Raw genomic sequence first — 19,174 nt, forward strand, 5'->3', positions numbered from 1 at the left:
GCCATGCTCATTCAGCATCTCGGCCCTCTCGCATCTTCCCTCTTCAGCCTGTTGGCGATCGCGAGTCTTCTGCTGTCCTTCGTGATGCTCGGCTCGCGGTGGCTCAAGAACTATCTCTACGCGTTTGCCGCGGAGTCCTGGATTATTGCCGCGCTTTCTGCGGCAGTCGGTTACTATGGGAACTACCCCGAGCTCTACCTTATCGCGATGCTGACGCTGCTCTTTCGAGGGCTACTGCTGCCATACCTCATTTGGCGGATCATCCGCCGCCTCAATGTGGGTCGCGAAATCCACGTCATTCTTCAGCCAAGTACAAGCCTGGTGGTCGGTGCTTTCTTCGTGATGTTCGCCCTGTCCGTCTCCTTCAGGGTCGCGACGGCATTTCAGCTTGAAATGACGGTGGCGGTGCTTGCTCTCACCGTCATGCTCTCCATGAAGCTGATCGGCTTTCTGATGCTGGCGGTTCGGCACGAAGCCATCAGCCAGATTCTGGGCCTTCTGGTGCTCGAGAACGGAATCTTTCTCGGTTCGCAGATCCTCGTTCCTGGCATGCCGCTTCTGATCGAACTGGTCATCCTCTTCGATCTCCTGATCATCGTCGCCTGCTTCGGCGTACTGGTCGGCTATCTACTCACCCATGTCGGCAGCACCAGCACACTCGACCTCAAAAGGCTCGTCGGCTGATGCTCGGCGCCTTGCTTCTTGCTCTCTCGCTGGCGCCGTTGGTTGCGCTGGTTGGATGTCTCATCGTCCGACGCCCCCGCATCTGCGAGGCGCTTAACGTCGTTGCAAGCGCGGTTTCCTTCCTCTGCGCGCTACCGCTGCCGTTCCTTGTCGACGGGTCGCCTTCCTTGTTCTGGAGCGACTATATCATCATTGACCGGACATCGGCGTGGGTCATCATCTGCACGTCGATCGTCTACTTTCTCGCGTCGATTTATGCCGTCGGCTACATGCGAATGCTGAAGGAGGATGAACGCCTTTTCCGTTTCTACGCGCTGTTTGCCGGCTTTGGGCTGACGACCCTGGCCGGCCCGCTTATGAACAGCGTCGGCATCTACTGGATCGCGATCGAACTTACGACGCTCGTCAGTACCTTCCTTGTCGCCTTCGAACGCGTGGCCGAGAGCATGGAGGCAGCCTGGAAATATATCATGGCGGTCTCAGCCGGGATCAGCCTCGCGCTGCTGGGCACAGTGCTCTTCTATTGGTGTGGCAGCTTTGTGCTTGGTCCGACCTATCAGATGACATGGGCGGTTCTGACCGACGCGGCGCCAAAGATGAATCCAACTCTTTTTGACCCTTGCGTTTCTGCTCGTGCTCGTCGGCTTCGGGACCAAGGTCGGATTGGCGCCCATGCATAGCTGGTTGCCGGATGCGCACAGCGAGAGTCCGGCGCCTGTCTCCGCGATGCTATCGGGGGCGCTCCTCAATACCGCTATGCTTGGAATCGCACGCTTCCTCGCGGTTACACGCAGTGCCGATCTTGGCTTACTGCCACAAATGGTGCTCGTCGCCTTCGGCGTGATCTCACTCCTTGTCGGCGCACTCTTCATTGTGCGTCAACGCGGGATCAAGCGCCTCATGGCCTATTCCAGCATCGAACATATGGGCGTCGTGGCGCTGGGGTTCGGCTTCGGCGGTGCCCTCGGCATCGCCGGCGCGCTTTATCACATGCTCAATCACTCGCTGAACAAATCGCTCATGTTCTTTGGCGCCGGGAATATGATGCGTGCCTACGGCACGAAGGAGATCGAACAGATCAGAGGCGTCGGCCAACGGTTCCCTGTCCAGGCCGCCCTCTGGCTTGCCGGAGCGGTCGCGATCACGGGAGCGCCGCCCTTCGGCCTGTTCCTGAGCGAGTTCACTATCATGCGCGCCGGCCTGAAGCCGTCATTCTCCTGGGCCGTTTACGCCATGGCGGTTCTGTTGATCGTCATTTTCATCGGCTTCCTGAACCACTTCCGGGCTATGTACTACGCGCCGGTATCCGGCTCCCCGGAACCTGCTGCAAAGGTCAGCGGCTGGTGCGCCGTACCGATGTGGCTCGCTCTTCTCCCCTTGTTGGTGCTCGGTGTGTGGTGGCCGGCCGAGCTCTGGTCCTATCTGACCTCCATCGCGCACTCTCTTTCGCCGGCAACGCCATGATCATCGCTTCGGAAGCCCTTTCGACACGTCTGGAGGCAGCGGTCATAGACGCGCAGGATTTGCCGTCCGCCGTAGAACGCGTCGTCAAAGGCGGCGGCCGGATGCAGATGGCCTACGCGTGGTATCCGGCACCAGGAAGCATTGAACTGCGTTACGTCGGAAGCGAAGGGCAGCGGGAAGAGTTCTTCGTGTGGCGTTGCCGCCCGCGCACCACCGTTCCAAGCGTCGCCGCGATCAGTCCTCTTCTCGGCTGGTATGAGCGGGAGATGGCAGACCTGTTCGGGGTTGAGTTTACCGGTCAACCGGAACCCGATCGGCTGGTCCTGCATCCGGGATCGCACCCACCGATTCCCCCCTTCGATCCAGCCTATCCCGCCGACACAATCCTTCCCTTCGAAGCAGCCGAGGGTGGCCTCCCGAAGATCGACAGCCCTGATGTTCAGCGCCTTCCATTCGGGCCAGTGCGGGCGGACGTGGTCGAATCCGTTGAGCTCATCTTCTTCTATGTCGGCGAACACATCCTGCATCTCCATCCGCAGCTATTCTTCAAGCATCGCGGCATGGAGAAGCGCTTCGAAGGGCGGTCGCTATCCCACGCTGCCATTCTTGCGGAGCGTGTCTCAGGTGTTGGCAGCTTCGCTCATGCCTTGGCATTTTGTCAGGCTGTTGAACGCGCTGCCGCTTGTGTTGTCCCGCCGCGCGCGAAGATGCTCCGCACGCTCATGGCCGAGCTTGAGCGGCTCTACAACCATCTTCATTACCTTGGGCATCTGGCCAATACGACCACGCTCAAGGTCGGTGAAGCTGAAGGAAAGCTTCTTGAAGAACGCGCAAAGCAGCTCAGCGGCCGCCTGACGGGTAGTCGGTTCCTGCGCGGTATCCTGACCCCTGGTGGTTTGCGGCGGGATCTCAATCCCAAGCCATGGCTCAGCGAGGAGCTCGAAAAGCTGCGGGCCGAGATCGTGACCTATGTGACGATGCTGGAGAATACCAACAGCCATCTGGATCGGCTGATGACGACTGGTATTCTTCCTCCTCAGATCGCGTTCGACCAAGGTGCTACCGGACCAATCCAGCGAGCATCGGGTTTCGATCGCGATCTTCGGCGAGATCATCCCTATGCGGCCTATGATCATATTCCCTTCGAAATTCCGGTTCGCACGTCGGAGGACGCCCACGCCCGCGCCCAGGTTCGCATGGCGGAAATCGACGCCAGTATCGGGATCATCCAGCGGGTCTTGCTTCTTCTGGCCGATGGCCCCGTCTTCGCGGATTGCCAGCCGGTGGCCGGGTCCGAAGGTCTCGGCTGGGCGGAGTCGCCTCGCGGTTCCTGCTTCTACGCCGTCCATTTCGGGACCGACGGCAAAATTGCGCGGGTAAAAATCAAATCACCCTCGTTCTCCAACTGGCGCGTTTTTCCTTTCACCGTCCACGACAGCAACATGATGGATTACGCCATCAACGAGGCGAGCTTCGGCCTCACTGTCGCGGGATGCGATCGCTGAGGAGGCCGCATGCCATTCTGGACCTTCTTCGGACTGCAAAAAGGCAAGGCATCCACTGCGTGGCCGAAGCGCGATCAAAGTGCCGGCCAGGATGGCGTGCTTGGGATGCCCCGCTTCGAGCCCGAACAATGTGACCCTTCGTGCCAGGAATGCGCGCAGGTCTGTCCGACCGGGGCGATTACCGTCGAGAGCCATAGTAACGGCCAACACCGGCTGGAGGTCGACTACGGGCGATGCGTCGCCTGTCAACTATGCGTCGAGACCTGTCCAACCCAGGCGGTCAAGGCCTCTTTCGATTGGGCGTTCGGTGTTCGGGATCGCGCGGATCTTCTGTCGTCGGCTGATCCCGATCAGGCGGTTGACCAATGGCGCAACCCACTCGAATCCCGGGTCCCGTTTCACCGCAGCCTCCACATCCGGCATGTTGATGCCGGGTCGTGCAACGGCTGCGAGTCTGAGCTCCAGGCACTCAACAACCCTTTCTACAATCTGCATCGGCTCGGAATTTTCTTCACCCCGTCGCCGCGCTTCGCAGACCTGCTTCTTGTCACCGGCCCCGTCACTTACGCGATGCGCGAGCCCCTGAAACGTGCCTACGAGGCAATGCCGGGGCCGCGCTGGGTGATGGCGGTGGGGACCTGCGCGGTTTCCGGTGGTGTCGCCAGTGGTGGCTATGCCTGCGGCAATGGCCTGGAAGGGGTGTTGCCAGTCGACGTCTACTTGCCGGGGTGTCCCCCCAATCCGGCGGCGATGATTCAGGCCTTCCTGATGTTTTTAGATCGCATGCCGCAACAGGTTCAGAGAGGGCGCGTTGTCGAATAGTCTTCTGGCCATAGGCATCGCGGCGTGGCTGCTCGCAGGCATCCTTGGCCTGACCGGCCGGGCTACCCTCGTCGCGCGTTGGCTTTTGGTGATCGGCTGCATCGCGATTCTTCTGCTTGCCCTGACAACTCTCCCGGGTAGCTCGCCGGTCATTTCCGTGCCGGTCGGCATCGGCTGGTCGTCCTTCATGTTGTCGCCAGACGCCCTGTGGCTCATGGGTTTCGGGATGCCGGGCGCGATCCTGGCCTGCTGGCTTGGAAGTCCCGCGGAACGAAAATCGGCCTGGATCTTTGGCGCGGCCGTCAGCCTGGTCGGCGCGGTCGGCGTTTTCGGGCTGCAGGACGCTGTGAGCTTCCTTATCGCATGGGAACTGATGAGCCTTGGCGGCGCCGTTATGATTCTCGGGGAAAACCTGGCTCCGGAAACAGGGCGGCCCGTTCTCTTCATGCTCGGCCTGTTGGAGGCCGGCGCGGTTGCACTGATGCTGGCCTTCCTCGTGCTTTCCGTGCACGCCGGCAGTATAGCGTTCGCCGGGTTCGGTACCGCTGCGACGACGATGCCGAGGAGCGAACAGCTCTTCGTGGGCCTGCTGATCCTGACGGGTTTTGGAGCGAAACTCGGGCTGCTGCCATTCTATGAGTGGTTTCCAGGGGTCTATGGGGCAGCGAGCGGCGCGACCGGCGCGCTCCTCTCCGGCGTCATCCTCAATGGCGCTTTCTTCGCCCTCGGCCGCGGCCTGATCGCCTGGGTGCCTGTGGATCACAGCCTGACGGCGTCCATTCCCGGCATCTTCATCGTCGCGCTGGCGGTGCTGAGCGCGATCCTCACCGCTCTTTACGCTTTCCAACAGGAAGGATGGCGCGAACTTCTGAGTCTGTCCTCGGCCGAGAACGGGTCGATCGCGGTCTGCTTGCTCGGGGCGTCGCTGATGTTTCGTCAGGGTGGGCTCATGGACTTGGCGGGCCTCGCCTGGACGGTCTCGCTGCTCCATCTCACGGGGCATGCGCTCGCGAAGGGCACGATGTTTCTGACCGCCGATGGGGTGTATCGACGGCTAGGCGACTATGGCCTGGTTCAACGCGGAGTCCTTGGCGACAGCTCGTGGATCTTTGGTGTAGGGGCGCTCTTCGCGGCAATGAGCCTGGCTGCCATGCCACCGCAGGCTGGTTTCGTGAGCGAATGGTACCTGTTTCAAACGTTCTTCCAAGGCTTTCATCTGTCGAGCCTGGCCAGCCGCCTCACGGCAGCGTTGGCGGGCGCCGGCTTGGCGCTCACCGCCGCAATCGCCCTTGCGACCTTCCTGAAGGTCTTCGGAATCGGGCTTCTGGGTCGCAAGGACTATAATGGTTCAGTCACACCGGTCCGAGATGAAATCGCGGTCGCGGTGCTCGGGACGCTTGTGCTCATTTTGGCGGTGGGAATGCCGGTTTGGCTCACGAGTCTGGAACCCGTCGTGGCGGCAATTTTCGGAACACCCGCCGCCACGCTGATGCATGACGGTTGGCTTCTGGTGCCTTTGACCGCAAAGTTTGCCTTCATTTCGCCCAGTAAACTCATCATTGCCATGCCGCTGCTGGCCTTGATTCCCGTTGCACTCCTGCTTCTCTCGATGCGCCGTCCGGTTCGGGTTGCTCCGGTCTGGTATGGCGGACGCGAACAAGACCCTCGCCGTTCCGGGACGACGGCCCTTACATTCTCGAACGCCCTGCGCACCTTCTACAGCTTTGTGTATCGGCCCACGGTCGAGACTGAGCGGGAGCAGGCGACTGAGGGGAACGGGAAGCCTTATTTCACGCGCCGGCTCGTCTTTACGCACGACATTGCACCGATCTTCGGACCATACTTGTTTGCTCCGCTGGAGAGTCTTGTAAAGGCGCTCGCTTGTAGGCTCCGGATCATCCAATCCGGTCACCTCAACTTCTACCTTGCACTGATCGGGCTGCTGCTGGTCGGCATTCTGGTCATTGCCCTTCTGTGATGACTAAACGGATCAAAGGTGAATGCAGCCGTACATAGCGATCGCGATAGGGGGCATCCTGGGATGCTGGGCTCGCTACGCAATGACAAATCTGGTCCAGGCAATCTATGGCCGCGATTTCCCGTACGCGACGCTGTCTATCAACATCCTCGCGTGCTTCCTAATGGGCTTCCTATTTGTGGAGACACTCGAACGCCTGACGATCAGCCCGATTCTCCGGACTGGGATTCTCACCGGCTTCATCGGTGGGTTCTCGACGTTTTCAACGTTTGCGATGGAGACGCTGCTGCTGGCGGAACAGGGCGACGCCGGCAAGAGCGTGCTGTATGTCATCCTCTCGATCTTTTTCGGTATGCTAGCAACCTTCGGCGGCACCTACATCGCTCGAAATCTCTGACGTGGGAGGTGTGCCATGGAAACGGAGGTTACCGTTGTCCGAATCTATCTGAGCGAAGCGGATCACGGCCGGCAAAAGACGCTTATGCAGGAGGTTCTGAATATCCTTCATGACCAGCACAAAGTGCGCGGTGTCACGCGGTATCGCCGGAATTGGCGACACGGGCCAAGTCCACGCTTCCGACATGCTCCGTATCCTCGTCGACCTCCCTCTGGTTATTGAATTCTTCGACACGCCCGAAGTCGTGACGGCCGTCCTTGGTCTCCTTGCCCCGCTTATACCGGCAGGCCATACGATTTCATGGTCGGCGACCTGCCGGTAATGGGTTCAGCACAAAGGCGGCAATCACGGATGCTGCCAGGCAGACCACGAGGACGAGCGTTCGGCCGTGAGGATGCAGCCGCATAAACGATAGAGGCTGGCCGTTATCCGCCGCTATCGGTTTTGTTGGGAGGCCGGCAGGAAGGGGCGCGCTATTGAACTCGATGCCGTTATCGCATAGCAGCCACACGCGGCCGCCGCGGCGTATGCCCTGCTTGCGCAGATCGGCGGCGAAACGGCGCACCGCGGCTGCAACCGCGCGGAAGCTGAGCGTGTGGCAGGTGCCGTCCTTCTGTTCGGCAGCCCCGCCAGGCCCTCTGTGGATCGGCATGGAAAATTGGCCCCGGCGGGCGCATTTTGTCCAGGGGCCAATCCATCGAGGCGATCGGCCGCGAGTTGGGGTTGGCGCGGAACACGGTGCGGACGGTGCTGCGGTCGGGTGAGACGTCACCGGCCTATGATCGGACTGTCCAGCCGCGGCCAAAGTTGGGCAAATGGGTTGACGAACTCGAGCGACGGCTGGCTGCCAATGAGCGCAAGTCACGACGTGAGCGGCTTGATCTGATCCGCATCCATGAGGGGTTGCAGGCGGACGGTATCACCGGCGGTTACGATACGGTGCGCCGCTATGCCCAGGTGCGGCAGCGGCGGTTGGGCAAGGCCGAAGGTGACACGCTTACGTGCCGCTCAGCTTCTCGCCGGGTGAGGCCTATCAGTTCGATTGGTCACAGGAAGTCGTGTTGCTGGGCGGCGCGACTAGGCGAATCCATCACGGCAGGATGAGTGCTATGGCCGTCAAATGCAGCGCCGCCGCGGTGACGACCATGCCATGCCAGGCAGCATCATGAAACGGAATCCGAACACGAGTATGAATGATCACACCGAGCGAGTAGACGACGCCACCCGCGAGTAGCAGCATCAGGACAATTGTCGATACGGTCGCCATCAGAGGGGGAAGGATCGCGAGAACCAGCCAACCCATGCAAAGATACAAAGCAATCGAAAGACGATCGGAAAGGCGCCGCCAAGCCAGGCAGAGGCTGACGCCAAGCGCCGCGATGGTCCACACAGCGGCACATAACGGCCAGGCTGCACCTGGCGCAAAAGCGGTAACAATGAAGGGCGTGTAACTGCCAGCAATCATCACAAAGATCATTGCCCGGTCGCATTTGCGGAGCACGCCTTTCCAGGCTCCGACCGGGCTCAGGTTGTACAATGCTGACATGGTCAGCATGCCGATCAAGCCCACGCTATAGACGGCAAGTGCAAAACGCTGACCGGTCGTCGCGCCAGGTCCAAGACCAGCAAATAGGCCGCCTAACGCAACCCCGGCCCCAAGTAGACCGACCCCATGGACAACTGCGTCGACGGTTTTTTCCAAAAATGTGCCGCCGTGAGGCAGATCCAACGTTGGCTAACTATTCGGGAGCCGGCTTTGCAACGCGCGTGTACCGGCCTCGGATAACGCAAACGTGCTACGACTGCACCGTCCCTTGAGCCGATGGTCTGGCTCATCCCAGGCGATCAGGTTGAGCCGCAGAAGGCCGCCGACGGTGATTGCATCCTGGCAGTCACCGGTCCACCGAGGTCCCGGTAGCAGCGAGACCAGAAATGCCCTCTGCACTGGCGTCAGGGGGTATTCAGCCATTTGCACGCTGAAGCAGGTGCTCGTCGAGCACACGCTCATGCGCGTCGAACGCGTTCCTCGCACGATACTGACAACCCCGTCCGGCAACAGGCAATGCCTTGACGATCGTATAGATTCCCGGCCGGATGTTTCTGTTCGCCGCGCTGATCACCGCGATGACGCGGTCACCGGCAGCGTATTTGTGTTTCGGCATTTGCACCTCAGCAAAGGGGCGGCGCCTTGCGCCGCCCACCGTTTAGACGGCCTGGAGATTTACAGCTGAAACCTTGCCTTGCTGCCCACGCTCGACGTCGAAGGCCACCTGTTGGCCCTCATTGAGACCGGATAAGCCAGCCCGTTCCACTGCAGAGATATGAACGAAGACATCCTTCGCTCCATCGTCGGGCTGAATAAATCCATACCCTTTTTGGCCGTTAAACCATTTAACGGTGCCTTTTGACATAACTATACTCCATGCCCGATCAGCACCTGCGCGTATGCAGGCTTCCGTACTTCTCACACTGATGGAACTGGAGCGACGCGATGGCCCGCGGCGTCGAGGTCTTCACCAAGGCCGAAAAGCCCAATCGGAAAACTCAATATGAAGATGCGAGCCAGAAAATGCAAGCCGCAAATATCTGCTCATGATCGAAGCGGGCACGCCGGGCGGCGCCACCCGGCGAACAGGCTGTGACGCATCGACCTCGCGACATATCAATCTCGCTGATTATCGTTGGCCTAAAACTGGATAAACGAGGCCGCGGACGCCGGTGGCGGCTCGCAATACCCGCAGGACCCAGTCGCGGAACAGGGCACGCGGCCGAGCCCCCTGCCCTGCTGCAACCGGTCGAGCACCAGGCGGCGGAAACCGAGGCGGCGGTGGAGCATGATCAGCATCCTTTCGGATCTCGCAACATATGGCGATCCACCTTAGCCACGGCCCATGCTGTAGAACTCGGCGTTCGGTCGCATGCCGGTCACGTTTGCCATCCGGTTCGACAACCCGAAGAAGGCGGCGATACCGGCGATATCCCAGATATCCTCCTCATCGAAACCGTGCGATCTCAACACGTCGAAATCCGCCTCGCCCACGGTTTCAGCCGAGCGGGAGACCTTGACCGCGAAATCGAGCATTGCCTTTTGGCGCTGACTGATATCGGCCTTCCGGTAGTTGATTGCCACCTGGTCGGCGATGAGAGGGTTCTTCGCCCGGATACGCAGGATAGCGCCATGGGCGACCACGCAATACTGGCACTGGTTCAGGTTTGAGGTAGCGACCACGATCATCTCGCGCTCGGCCTTGCTCAGGTTCCCCGGTTTCTCCATCAGTGCGTCGTGATAGGCGAAGAAGGCGCGGAACTCATCCGGCCGGTGCGCGAGCACGAGGAAGACATTCGGGATGAAGCCCGACTTCTCCTGCACGGCGAGAATACGGTTGCGGATGTCCTCGGGCATGTCGGCCAGATCCGGGATGGGGAAGCGGCTGATGGGATGTGCTTCGGTCATAGCTTGCGAGTTCCTGGGGCTTACTTATCAGAGATCGGGACGACGATGCGACCCCACACCATCTCGGCGATGAGGCAGTCGATGACGGACTCGCCACCCATGCGTTTCCGGAAATCCCGTGTCGACCAGTTCAGGAGCTGCGCCGCAACGTTTTCCGACCGCTTTTCTGGATGGCTTCCGCGAAGATCGGTTCCCAGGTCCGGATGTGCTCCTTGAGGAGCACCTTGATGGACCTGACGTTGCCGGCCATCGCCAGCTCAATGAGCTTATAATGTTCCGCCACGGATGCCGCCTGACGCTCCAGGCCAGCCCGCGACGAGATGCCGTAGAGCCGCATCTTATCGCGCGCCGCCATCGCCATATTGGTCAGGAGCGCGTTGCCTGCTGCGGCAATGAAAGCGTGGTGGAAACGCCGGTCGGCCTCCAGGTAGCCACGCACGTCGTCGGCCCTGACCGCGTCTCTGACGTCGTCAGCCAGTCGGTTCAAGCCGCCCAGATCCTTGGGCGCTCGGCGGGCAAGAAGCTCGGCGGCGCGCACCTCCAGGAGCTCCCGCACCTCAAACAGTTCGCTCAACTCTTCAAGCGTTGGTTCCAGGACCCTGAACCCGCGATTGCGGACAGGCTCGATCAGTCCGTTGCGCGACAGCTCGAGCAATGCCTCGCGAACGGGCGTCGTGGAGACGCCGAGGTCGTCGGCCAGAGCAGGCACCGAATACATCGTCCCCGGCGCGCTCTGGCCCGAGATGATTTCGGCGCGCACGTGCTGCAGGACCTGCTCACGTAGATTCTGATCCATGGACCTCCGCCGTCGCCCAACGCTCAAGCGTCGGGCGAGTTTCACAATGACACATTACATTAGTGTTTCACTGTGGCGCGTGCAACCGGACTTGTAGTCCAGCAAGTCATGGCGAGCACTATCCTGCAGCCTACGGTTTCTCCATCTCGCGCGACATGGACGGCGGCAGGCCACCCATGTCGACCGGGAAGCCAGCCATCGCCGCAGCACAGGCCTTGGCCGCAAAATAGGCGCGCGACCATTCGAGCCTCGGACCGTCCTCCGGCTGGCCGACGGCAAGGGCGATGGATTCGAGGCTGATTGGTAAACCCCGGCTTCCCCAATTGCCCTCCGTCACCTCATCGATGATAGTGAGAAGGCGAAGCTCGGACACGGCCGTATGCGTTGCCTCCGCAACGGATGATGCGACTCCGGCATGAACCTCGTTCTTGTGGACGCGGTTCATGTAGCCTTCGGGAACTGATACGTGGACAAGAAACGCGGGGCCTGCCCCCGACGTCACATTGCATCGTCCTGCAATCCACAGATCATCCATCGCAAATTCGCTGAAGCACACCCAGGCGAAGGCACGACCACCTTCTGTATTGGCTCCTCCCTCCATTTGGATCAGGACCTCGGTCAGCCGTTCAGCCAGCAGCGCCTTGCCAGCCCGGTCCAGGCTTCCGGAAGCGTAGCGCACGTCCATAATCGGCATATCGTTCCCCAATACTATCAGTGGATGCCGTCACCCGCGCCGGGCGGGTTCATTGGTGGTCGTCAGTCTCCCGCTCCCACCCGCGGACATGGCCAGCATTCAGCATAACAGTCTCGACCAGGAAAACATCCGTGGTGTCAGCGGCTTCACAGTCGATCTTGCCGACGCCACTGATACCGAGACTATCCCGAGGCCTAAGCGTGATATCCCCGCAGCGAAGTTCACCCTCCTTCACGAATATATAGGCGCCGTGCTCATCACTGCGCGGCGTGTAGGTGCAGGCTGTCCGACGGTCCGTCACAAGGCGCGAGACCCGAAGATCCTGCGCCACTGGCAGCGCGCCGTCGCCATCTCCGACCAGCTGCACGATCTGGTTGCGGCGAGTACGAAGATCGAAATGCGACCGATGATAGCTCGGCGGCAGGTAGAGTTGGTTCGGCATCAGCCAGAGATAGATCGCGTGCATGTCTTCGGGACTGATGCTCAGTTCGCAATGCTTGCCGCCCGAACCAGCCGAGAAAACGTAGTAATCGCCCTGCCGCAGCTGATCCACCATCCCGCCGCCGGCGGTGTTGATGTGCGTCAACTCCCCCTCGAGCACGAAGGCACAGATGATGAAGTTGTGGTGCGGATGCATGTTATAGCCGCAGCCCGCGCCGTGGAACGTCTCGTCACCGAACACTCTTATTGCACCAAACCCCGGGCGGCCACTTTGGTATTGGTGGAAGTTGAAGCTCGACTCGCGGCTGATGAAGCTGCCGGGATGCCCGGCAACATACGAGGACGCGCTGCCTTCCGAATAGATGACGTCATGGCCGCGCTCGCCGGCGCGGAGCACAAAGGACTGTGTCACGAGTCTCGTTCCTTCTAAGGGAGTAGCTTAAGCGCTCTGCGCCAGGAGATGGCCGCCGTCAGCGTAGCCGATAAAGACCATTTCGAACTGGCTTTTGGGTGTCCCACAGTCGGGGCAGACCCAGCTTTCCGGAATATCAGCCCATCGGGTTCCGGGAGCGATTCCATGTTCCGGCAGACCGAGGGCTTCGTCGTAGGAAAACCCGCAGCCGAGGCACATCAGACGCTTCAAGGCCGTTTCGCTCATTGGACATACCCGCGTTATAGTGGCGCGTGCCGTTTTATAGTAGCGCGTCACGCGGAGCAAACGAAATCCGCGGTCCGGGTGCATGTCGGAGTTCTGATCTGCGGCTGTTGCGGATTTCTCATCTGAGGGACGGCAGCACGCCCGCGAACAGACGTGTGCCCCAGGGACATGGGATCCGACCATTCACTGGCGAGGAACCATTGGTCCGCGCAACTGTGAGCGGATTTGCGCTGCCACCAAGACCGGTCCGTATTATTCCGTACTATAAGGACGCCCGGTGAGGTCTGACCTTCGCCGCACATGCCCGCACAACGGTGACGCGGATCGTCGTCCTCTCCCGAGTCGCGTTGAGGCCGTCAACATGGACAGCCCCTGCCCCAACCGGGCCAGACTGACCCAGCTGGAGGGTGCGGATTAAAAGTAAGCATCCTGAACCTAAGATTGAACGGAATATGACGCATTTATGAGCAAATGCGTGATTTAAATTCTTTATCCGGCGGCGCCACCACTCATCAGCCGGCTTTCAGCGATAGACGAGGCGGAATCGTCTGACCGCGGCCACAGCGGCGTGTTTCTGGCACAATGGTTGCAAGACGGGTTTCGCCGTCCCTCAGACGGGGAAACCGAAACAACAACAGGCACAGGAACAGGCGCTGATGTCCTCCGCTGAACCCCTTCTCTCCCGCCGCGATCTCGGCCGGCTAGGCGTAGCTGCCGCAACGATCGCCACGGTCGGCGCCGCCAAGGCCACGACTTCCCCGGCAGAAGCGCAGGCAAGCAGCGGGACTATCAAGGTCGGCATCCTGCATTCGCTGTCCGGCACCATGGCAATCAGTGAGACGACGCTGAAAGACGTCATGCTGATGTTGATCGAACAGCAGAACAAGAAAGGCGGCCTGCTAGGCAAGAAGCTGGAGGCGGTGGTGGTCGACCCCGCTTCCAACTGGCCGCTGTTCGCGGAAAAGGCTCGTCAGCTGCTGTCGGTCGACAAATGCGCCGCGGTGTTCGGCTGCTGGACGTCGGTGTCGCGCAAGTCGGTGTTGCCGGTGTTCGAGGAACTCAACGGCATCCTGTTCTACCCGGTGCAATATGAAGGGCAGGAATGCAGCCGCAACGTGTTCTACACCGGTGCGGCACCGAACCAGCAGGCAATCCCGGCGGTGGATTACCTGATGAGCGAAAGCAAGGTGAAGCGCTGGGTGCTGGCCGGCACCGATTATGTGTATCCGCGCACCACCAACCAGATCCTGGAAGCCTATCTGAAGATGAAAGGTGTTTCGGCCGACGACATCATGATCAACTACACGCCGTTCGGCCATTCCGACTGGCAGAACATCGTCGCCTCGATCAAGCAGTTCGGTTCGGCTGGCAAGAAGACGGCCGTGGTGTCTACCATCAACGGCGATGCCAACGTGCCGTTCTACAAGGAGCTGGGCAACCAGGGCATCAAGGCGACCGACATCCCGGTGGTGGCGTTCTCGGTCGGTGAGGAAGAACTCGCCGGCGTCGACACCAAGCCGCTGCTGGGCCATCTGGCAGCGTGGAATTATTTCGAGAGCGTCGATACACGAGAGAACAAGGCCTTCATCAAGGAATGGAAGGCGTTCACCAAGAACCCCAAGCGCACAACCAACGATCCCATGGAGGCGCATTACATCGGTTTCAACATGTGGGTGAAGGGCGTACAGAAGGCCGGGACCACCGATCCGGACGCTGTCATCGACGCGCTGATCGGCGTTTCGGTACCGAACCTGTCGGGCGGCTTTTCAGCGCTCATGCCCAACCACCACATCACCAAGCCGGTGCTGATCGGTGAAATCCAGCCCGACGGACAGTTCAACATCGTTTCGGAGACACCGGGACTGATGGTCGCCCAGGAATGGTCACCCTATGTCGAGGATACCAAGGACCTGATTGGCGACTGGCGGGCGCCGCTGAAATGCGGTGCGTTCAACGTAAAGACCGGCACATGCACTTCTGGCAAGAAGGCCTGATCGCCTGATTGCCGGAAGGAGGCGGCCGCTCCTCCCGGTCGCCTCCTCTTCTTCCGTTCAATGAAGGGATTGCGATGCATCGGCTTGTCGCATTGCTGTTGCTGATCTTTCTGTCATTGCCGACATCACGCGCGCACGCCGGTGGCACGGACGATGCCTATGATGAACTTTCAGCGTCCGCCCTGGCGATTTCATCCGACAGCTTTGACTCGGTCCGCAAGGGTGTCGAGACGCTGGCGGCGTCCGGAGACCCCCGCGCCGTCGTGGTGATCGGCGCACTGCATGACGGCTTGCTATACGCGCGTGACGATCACGCACTGTTCATTCAACAGCCGGATGGCAGCTATGTAGACGCGCATTCCGGGGCGAAGGCACCGGATGTGACCGATGACGATGTAAAGGTCGTGCGCGTCAACAATGCGGTTCGAAGCACGATCGACGCGGCGCTGGGTGGGCTGCAACTGTTCGCGCCGGATGCACGGACAAGGCTGCACGCGGCAGCGGCGGTCTTTACATCGCACGATCCCGCCGCCTTGCCGGCCTTGAAAAAGGCATTGGCAGAGGAAGCCGATCCCGCTGTGAAGCGGCTGATGGAACAGGCACAGGCCGCGGCGTTGCTATCGGCTCCGGATGCCAGCCAGGCGGACAGGCTGGCCGCAGTCGCGACCCTGCGGGCTCGGGGTGATCAGGATGCGCGCGGCCTGCTGGCCGCGCTCACTGGCCAGCCAGGGCCGGTGGCTTCGGCCGCCGCGGCCGCGGTGGTGTCGATCGATCACGTCCTGCAGGCCTGGAGCCTGGCGCAGAGCATCTATTACGGTATCAGTTTGGGGTCGGTCCTGCTGCTGGCCGCGGCCGGCCTGGCGATAACCTTCGGTGTCATGGGCGTTATCAACATGGCCCATGGCGAGATGGTGATGATCGGCGCCTATGTGACATTCGTCGTTCAGCAACTGATGCACGCCTATCTGCCGTCGCTGCATGGCATCAGCCTGTTGATCGCTGTGCCGATGGCCTTCCTGGTGGCCGGTGGCGTCGGCGTCGTGGTGGAACGCAGCCTGATCCGCTGGCTGTACGGGCGTCCGTTGGAGACGCTGCTGGCAACCTGGGGCCTGTCGCTGCTGTTGCAGCAGGTGGTGCGGTCGTTGTTCGGTGCCAACAACCAGGGTGTCGATACACCGGACTGGATGAGCGGTGCGTTCCAACTGGGCGGACTGACACTGACCTTGAACCGGCTGTATATCATCATATTCGCCTTCCTGGTCGTGGCGGCACTGATGGCTGCCTTGCGCTACACACCGCTGGGGCTGCAGATGCGGGCGGTGACGCAGAACCGCCGTATGGCCGCGGCGATGGGCATCCGCACACCGTGGATCGATGCGCTGACATTCGGATTAGGCTCCGGCATCGCTGGAATAGCCGGTGTGGCCTTGTCGCAGATCGACAACGTATCGCCCAATCTCGGGCAGGGCTACATTATCGATAGCTTCATGGTGGTGGTATTCGGTGGCGTCGGCAATCTGTGGGGCACGACGCTGGGCGCGCTGACCCTGGGCATCGTCAACAAGTTCCTGGAACCGATCGCCGGCGCTGTCCTGGGCAAGATCATTGTGCTGGTCATGCTGATCCTGTTCGTGCAGCGCAACCCGCGCGGCATGTTCCCGCTGAAGGGGCGGGCGGTGGAAGTATGACGCCCGATCGCGCAAGTATTGTTACCTTGATTGCCGTGATGGGGGCCGCGCTGATTCTGGCGTTGCTGAACCAGATGACGGCGGCCGCGTCGGCACTGCATGTCCCGACTTATGTGATCGCCTTGGCAGGAAAATATCTGTGCTTCGCGATGCTGGCCCTGGCGGTCGACCTGGTCTGGGGCTTCGCCGGCATCCTCTCATTGGGCCACGCGGCGTTCTTCGCGTTGGGCGGCTACGCGATGGGGATGTACCTGATGCGCCAGATCGGCGCGCGCGGCGTCTACGGCAACGCGATGCTGCCCGACTTCATGGTGTTCCTGGGATGGAAGGCTCTGCCCTGGTACTGGCACGGCTTTGAATGGTTCGGTTTCGCAGTCCTGATGGCGGTCCTGGTGCCGGCGATCCTGGCTGGCGTATTTGGTTGGCTGGCTTTCCGGTCCCGGGTCACCGGGGTCTATCTGTCGATCATCACCCAGGCGCTGACTTACGCCCTGCTGCTGGCGTTCTTCCGCAACGATATGGGGTTCGGCGGCAATAACGGGCTGACCGACTTCAAGGACATACTGGGGTTCAATATTCAGGCCGACTCCACCCGGTCGGTGCTGCTGGTGATTTCGGCCGCGGTGCTGTGCGGTCAATTTCTACTGGCGCGGTTCGTCGTGGCCTCACGCTTCGGCAAAATCCTCATCGCGATCCGGGATACCGAGAGCCGCACGCGGTTCCTGGGATACCGGCCGGAATCCTACAAGCTGGTCGTCTGGATCCTGTCAGCGGTCATGGCCGGGATTGGCGGCGCGCTCTACGTGCCACAGGTCGGCATCATCAATCCGAGCGAATTCGCGCCGGGTAATTCGATCGAGGCAGTGATCTGGGTAGCGGTCGGCGGGCGGGGCACGCTGGTGGGAGCAGTCCTGGGTGCGATCCTGGTGAATTTCGGCAAGACCTGGTTCACCGGGGCGCTTCCGGAAATCTGGCTCTATGCACTGGGGGCGATGTTCATCTTCGTCACGCTGTTTCTGCCGCACGGGCTCATGGGTCTGGCTCCTACCCAGGCGGCCGGGGAGCCGGAACAGGATGCACCGGGCGTCGCCGCGGCGCATGAGGTGGCGGGATGAGCGACATCGCCGACACGCTGCTTTATCTCGACGGCGTCACGGTCACCTTCGACGGCTTTCGCGCGCTGAACGCCTTGTCCCTGGTGTTGACCGAGGGCGAGATGCGGGCCGTCATCGGGCCCAACGGCGCTGGCAAGACCACGATGATGGATGTGATCACCGGCAAGACCAAGCCGGACAGCGGCAAGGTCGTGTTCTCCAAGGACACCGACCTGACCCGGCTGGATGAACCGGCGATCGCGTCCCTGGGAATCGGCCGGAAATTCCAGAAGCCGACAGTGTTCGAGCCGCAGACGGTCTGGGATAACCTGCTGTTGGCGCTGGCCGGGGACCGCGGGCCCCGGTTCATGATTTTCGCCAGAGAGACCGCGGAGGAAAAGCGGCGGATCGAAGCCATCCTGGAGACCACACGGCTGACCGACCACCGGTATCGTCGTGGTGCCGATTTGTCGCACGGGCAGAAACAATGGCTGGAGATCGGCATGTTGCTGGCACAGGAACCTCAGCTGCTGCTGGTTGATGAGCCGGTGGCGGGAATGACCGATGCTGAAACAGAGCAGACGGCGGTGCTGCTGCGGGAAATCAATCGTACGCGCAGCATCGTGGTGGTGGAGCATGACATGGCGTTCGTCCGAGCACTGGGCGTGAAAGTAACGGTGCTGCACGAAGGGTCCGTGCTGTCGGAAGGTTCGATCGATTTCGTCAGCGACGATCCGAAAGTCATTGAAGTTTACCTGGGGCGCTGATGCTGGAGGTCGACAAAGTTGATCTGCACTATGGCGCTGCGATCGCGCTGCGGCAGGTCTCCATGACCGTGGATGCCGGTGGGGTGACCTGCGTGCTTGGCCGCAACGGTGTCGGCAAGACCTCTATGCTGCGGGCGATTGTCGGGGCGCATCCGATCTCAGCCGGGGCGATACGGTGGGAAGGCGAGGATATCTCCCGCTTACCGATGTATGAGCGCGCCAGGCGGGGTATCGCCTGGGTGCCGCAGGGGCGGGACGTGTTTCCGTTGCTGACCGTGAAGGAAAACCTGGAGACCGGGTTCGCCGTGCTGCCGCACCGCGCTCGCAGGATACCGGATGAGATCTTCGACCTGTTTCCGGTGCTGAAAACCATGCTGCGGCGGCGTGGTGGCGATCTGTCCGGCGGTCAGCAGCAGCAACTCTCTATCGCTCGGGCGCTGGTGATGAAGCCGCGGTTGATCGTGCTGGATGAACCCACCGAGGGCATCCAGCCAAGCATCATCAAGGATATCGGGCAAGTGATTGCGCTGTTGCACGCCAGGGGCGAGATGGCCATCCTGCTGGTGGAACAGTATTTCGATTTTGCCCACGAGCTGGCGCAAACGATCGTCGTGATGGATCGCGGCGATATCGTGCTGTCGGGGCGGCGAGAGGACCTTGACGAAGCTGATGTACGACGGCGGCTGTCTGTCTAAGCCAGGTTCGCTGCAACGCGCGGTCGGGGAATTGCATGTTGTC

At 61.0% G+C, this 19,174-nt stretch carries 22 protein-coding genes; 13 read left to right on the forward strand and 9 right to left on the reverse strand.

Going from position 1 to position 19,174, the window contains the following annotated elements; translation table 11 throughout:
- Positions 1 to 3 precede the first annotated feature (3 nt).
- The 8 genes from VHC04_RS02400 to VHC04_RS02435 all read left to right on the forward strand — a co-directional run bounded on the left by VHC04_RS02400 (position 4) and on the right by VHC04_RS02435 (position 7,172).
- Positions 4 to 684, forward strand: coding sequence for a hydrogenase (locus tag VHC04_RS02400; RefSeq protein WP_325677560.1), 681 nt, complete (start codon positions 4 to 6; stop codon positions 682 to 684).
- Positions 684 to 1,364: a hypothetical protein gene (locus tag VHC04_RS02405; protein ID WP_325677562.1), complete on the forward strand. Its 681-nt coding sequence runs from the start codon at positions 684 to 686 to the stop codon at positions 1,362 to 1,364. Before VHC04_RS02400 ends, VHC04_RS02405 begins: the two co-directional genes overlap by 1 nt.
- Positions 1,357 to 2,148 carry a proton-conducting transporter membrane subunit gene (locus VHC04_RS02410; protein WP_325677564.1) on the forward strand — a complete coding sequence of 264 codons (792 nt, stop codon included), beginning with the start codon at positions 1,357 to 1,359 and terminating at the stop codon, positions 2,146 to 2,148. The genes VHC04_RS02405 and VHC04_RS02410 overlap by 8 nt, the downstream gene beginning before the upstream one ends.
- On the forward strand, positions 2,145 to 3,653 hold the full coding sequence (locus VHC04_RS02415) for an NADH-quinone oxidoreductase subunit C (protein ID WP_325677566.1): 1,509 nt from the start codon (positions 2,145 to 2,147) through the stop codon (positions 3,651 to 3,653). Before VHC04_RS02410 ends, VHC04_RS02415 begins: the two co-directional genes overlap by 4 nt.
- Positions 3,654 to 3,662: 9 nt before the next feature.
- Positions 3,663 to 4,475: an NADH-quinone oxidoreductase subunit NuoB gene (nuoB, locus tag VHC04_RS02420; RefSeq protein ID WP_325677568.1), complete on the forward strand. Its 813-nt coding sequence runs from the start codon at positions 3,663 to 3,665 to the stop codon at positions 4,473 to 4,475.
- Positions 4,465 to 6,453, forward strand: coding sequence for a proton-conducting transporter membrane subunit (locus VHC04_RS02425; RefSeq protein ID WP_325677570.1), 1,989 nt, complete (start codon positions 4,465 to 4,467; stop codon positions 6,451 to 6,453). Before nuoB ends, VHC04_RS02425 begins: the two co-directional genes overlap by 11 nt.
- 22 nt (positions 6,454 to 6,475) lie before the next feature.
- Entirely contained in the window at positions 6,476 to 6,850 is a 375-nt protein-coding gene (gene crcB, locus VHC04_RS02430) for a fluoride efflux transporter CrcB (protein WP_325677572.1), read from the forward strand.
- A gap of 109 nt (positions 6,851 to 6,959) precedes the next feature.
- Entirely contained in the window at positions 6,960 to 7,172 is a 213-nt protein-coding gene (locus VHC04_RS02435) for a DUF190 domain-containing protein (protein WP_325677574.1), read from the forward strand.
- On the opposite strand, the gene VHC04_RS02440 is transcribed toward VHC04_RS02435, so the two are convergent.
- The 9 genes from VHC04_RS02440 to VHC04_RS02480 all read right to left on the reverse strand — a co-directional run bounded on the left by VHC04_RS02440 (position 7,149) and on the right by VHC04_RS02480 (position 12,893).
- The gene (locus VHC04_RS02440; protein WP_325677576.1) at positions 7,149 to 7,502 is read right to left on the reverse strand and encodes a hypothetical protein; all 354 of its coding nucleotides are present in this window, start codon (positions 7,500 to 7,502) and stop codon (positions 7,149 to 7,151) included. The two genes, VHC04_RS02435 and VHC04_RS02440, sit on opposite strands and share 24 nt — an antisense overlap.
- Before the next feature lie 438 nt (positions 7,503 to 7,940).
- On the reverse strand, positions 7,941 to 8,579 hold the full coding sequence (trhA, locus tag VHC04_RS02445; protein WP_325677578.1) for a PAQR family membrane homeostasis protein TrhA: 639 nt from the start codon (positions 8,577 to 8,579) through the stop codon (positions 7,941 to 7,943).
- A 232-nt stretch (positions 8,580 to 8,811) separates the two neighbouring features.
- Positions 8,812 to 9,012, reverse strand: coding sequence for a hypothetical protein (locus tag VHC04_RS02450; protein ID WP_325677580.1), 201 nt, complete (start codon positions 9,010 to 9,012; stop codon positions 8,812 to 8,814).
- 42 nt (positions 9,013 to 9,054) lie between these two features.
- Entirely contained in the window at positions 9,055 to 9,261 is a 207-nt protein-coding gene (locus tag VHC04_RS02455; RefSeq protein ID WP_325677582.1) for a cold-shock protein, read from the reverse strand.
- 467 nt (positions 9,262 to 9,728) lie between these two features.
- On the reverse strand, positions 9,729 to 10,304 hold the full coding sequence (locus VHC04_RS02460) for a peroxidase-related enzyme (RefSeq protein WP_325677584.1): 576 nt from the start codon (positions 10,302 to 10,304) through the stop codon (positions 9,729 to 9,731).
- A 130-nt stretch (positions 10,305 to 10,434) separates the two neighbouring features.
- The gene (locus VHC04_RS02465; RefSeq protein ID WP_325677586.1) at positions 10,435 to 11,100 is read right to left on the reverse strand and encodes a GntR family transcriptional regulator; all 666 of its coding nucleotides are present in this window, start codon (positions 11,098 to 11,100) and stop codon (positions 10,435 to 10,437) included.
- Between the two features lie 130 nt (positions 11,101 to 11,230).
- Complete coding sequence (locus VHC04_RS02470; RefSeq protein ID WP_325677588.1) at positions 11,231 to 11,785, reverse strand: hypothetical protein; 555 nt, start codon at positions 11,783 to 11,785, stop codon at positions 11,231 to 11,233.
- Between the two features lie 58 nt (positions 11,786 to 11,843).
- Positions 11,844 to 12,647, reverse strand: a complete 804-nt coding sequence (locus tag VHC04_RS02475; protein WP_325677590.1) for a pirin family protein — start codon at positions 12,645 to 12,647, stop codon at positions 11,844 to 11,846.
- 27 nt (positions 12,648 to 12,674) lie between these two features.
- The gene (locus VHC04_RS02480; RefSeq protein WP_408903768.1) at positions 12,675 to 12,893 is read right to left on the reverse strand and encodes a rubredoxin; all 219 of its coding nucleotides are present in this window, start codon (positions 12,891 to 12,893) and stop codon (positions 12,675 to 12,677) included.
- 656 nt (positions 12,894 to 13,549) lie between these two features.
- On the opposite strand from VHC04_RS02480, the gene urtA reads away from it, so the two are divergent.
- The 5 genes from urtA (at position 13,550) to urtE (ending at position 19,131) form a co-directional block, all read left to right on the forward strand.
- Positions 13,550 to 14,887 carry an urea ABC transporter substrate-binding protein gene (gene urtA / locus VHC04_RS02485; RefSeq protein WP_325677592.1) on the forward strand — a complete coding sequence of 446 codons (1,338 nt, stop codon included), beginning with the start codon at positions 13,550 to 13,552 and terminating at the stop codon, positions 14,885 to 14,887.
- Between the two features lie 74 nt (positions 14,888 to 14,961).
- Positions 14,962 to 16,575: an urea ABC transporter permease subunit UrtB gene (gene urtB, locus VHC04_RS02490; protein ID WP_325677594.1), complete on the forward strand. Its 1,614-nt coding sequence runs from the start codon at positions 14,962 to 14,964 to the stop codon at positions 16,573 to 16,575.
- Complete coding sequence (gene urtC, locus VHC04_RS02495) at positions 16,572 to 17,690, forward strand: urea ABC transporter permease subunit UrtC (protein ID WP_408903769.1); 1,119 nt, start codon at positions 16,572 to 16,574, stop codon at positions 17,688 to 17,690. Before urtB ends, urtC begins: the two co-directional genes overlap by 4 nt.
- A 5-nt stretch (positions 17,691 to 17,695) precedes the next feature.
- Entirely contained in the window at positions 17,696 to 18,436 is a 741-nt protein-coding gene (gene urtD, locus VHC04_RS02500; protein WP_413789059.1) for an urea ABC transporter ATP-binding protein UrtD, read from the forward strand.
- A complete protein-coding gene (gene urtE, locus VHC04_RS02505; RefSeq protein WP_325677598.1) occupies positions 18,436 to 19,131 on the forward strand; it encodes an urea ABC transporter ATP-binding subunit UrtE in 696 nt (231 codons plus the stop codon). The genes urtD and urtE overlap by 1 nt, the downstream gene beginning before the upstream one ends.
- Positions 19,132 to 19,174 lie beyond the last annotated feature (43 nt).

The organism is Rhodopila sp. (assembly GCF_035548095.1).
Taxonomy (GTDB): Bacteria; Pseudomonadota; Alphaproteobacteria; order Acetobacterales; family Acetobacteraceae; genus Rhodopila.

Excerpts from the sequence above, each read along its gene's own strand:
- VHC04_RS02450 (WP_325677580.1), bottom strand. The coding sequence starts at position 9,012 with ATGCCGAAACACAAATACGCTGCCGGTGACCGCGTCATCGCGGTGATC.
- urtE (WP_325677598.1), top strand. The coding sequence starts at position 18,436 with ATGCTGGAGGTCGACAAAGTTGATCTGCACTATGGCGCTGCGATCGCG.
- VHC04_RS02465 (WP_325677586.1), bottom strand. The coding sequence starts at position 11,100 with ATGGATCAGAATCTACGTGAGCAGGTCCTGCAGCACGTGCGCGCCGAA.
- VHC04_RS02480 (WP_408903768.1), bottom strand. The coding sequence starts at position 12,893 with ATGAGCGAAACGGCCTTGAAGCGTCTGATGTGCCTCGGCTGCGGGTTT.
- urtA (WP_325677592.1), top strand. The coding sequence starts at position 13,550 with ATGTCCTCCGCTGAACCCCTTCTCTCCCGCCGCGATCTCGGCCGGCTA.
- urtB (WP_325677594.1), top strand. The coding sequence starts at position 14,962 with ATGCATCGGCTTGTCGCATTGCTGTTGCTGATCTTTCTGTCATTGCCG.
- VHC04_RS02460 (WP_325677584.1), bottom strand. The coding sequence starts at position 10,304 with ATGACCGAAGCACATCCCATCAGCCGCTTCCCCATCCCGGATCTGGCC.
- urtC (WP_408903769.1), top strand. The coding sequence starts at position 16,572 with ATGACGCCCGATCGCGCAAGTATTGTTACCTTGATTGCCGTGATGGGG.
- VHC04_RS02435 (WP_325677574.1), top strand. The coding sequence starts at position 6,960 with ATGACCAGCACAAAGTGCGCGGTGTCACGCGGTATCGCCGGAATTGGC.
- VHC04_RS02410 (WP_325677564.1), top strand. The coding sequence starts at position 1,357 with ATGCATAGCTGGTTGCCGGATGCGCACAGCGAGAGTCCGGCGCCTGTC.
- VHC04_RS02455 (WP_325677582.1), bottom strand. The coding sequence starts at position 9,261 with ATGTCAAAAGGCACCGTTAAATGGTTTAACGGCCAAAAAGGGTATGGA.
- VHC04_RS02405 (WP_325677562.1), top strand. The coding sequence starts at position 684 with ATGCTCGGCGCCTTGCTTCTTGCTCTCTCGCTGGCGCCGTTGGTTGCG.
- VHC04_RS02470 (WP_325677588.1), bottom strand. The coding sequence starts at position 11,785 with ATGGACGTGCGCTACGCTTCCGGAAGCCTGGACCGGGCTGGCAAGGCG.
- VHC04_RS02400 (WP_325677560.1), top strand. The coding sequence starts at position 4 with ATGCTCATTCAGCATCTCGGCCCTCTCGCATCTTCCCTCTTCAGCCTG.
- nuoB (WP_325677568.1), top strand. The coding sequence starts at position 3,663 with ATGCCATTCTGGACCTTCTTCGGACTGCAAAAAGGCAAGGCATCCACT.
- VHC04_RS02440 (WP_325677576.1), bottom strand. The coding sequence starts at position 7,502 with ATGCCGATCCACAGAGGGCCTGGCGGGGCTGCCGAACAGAAGGACGGC.
- VHC04_RS02415 (WP_325677566.1), top strand. The coding sequence starts at position 2,145 with ATGATCATCGCTTCGGAAGCCCTTTCGACACGTCTGGAGGCAGCGGTC.
- crcB (WP_325677572.1), top strand. The coding sequence starts at position 6,476 with ATGCAGCCGTACATAGCGATCGCGATAGGGGGCATCCTGGGATGCTGG.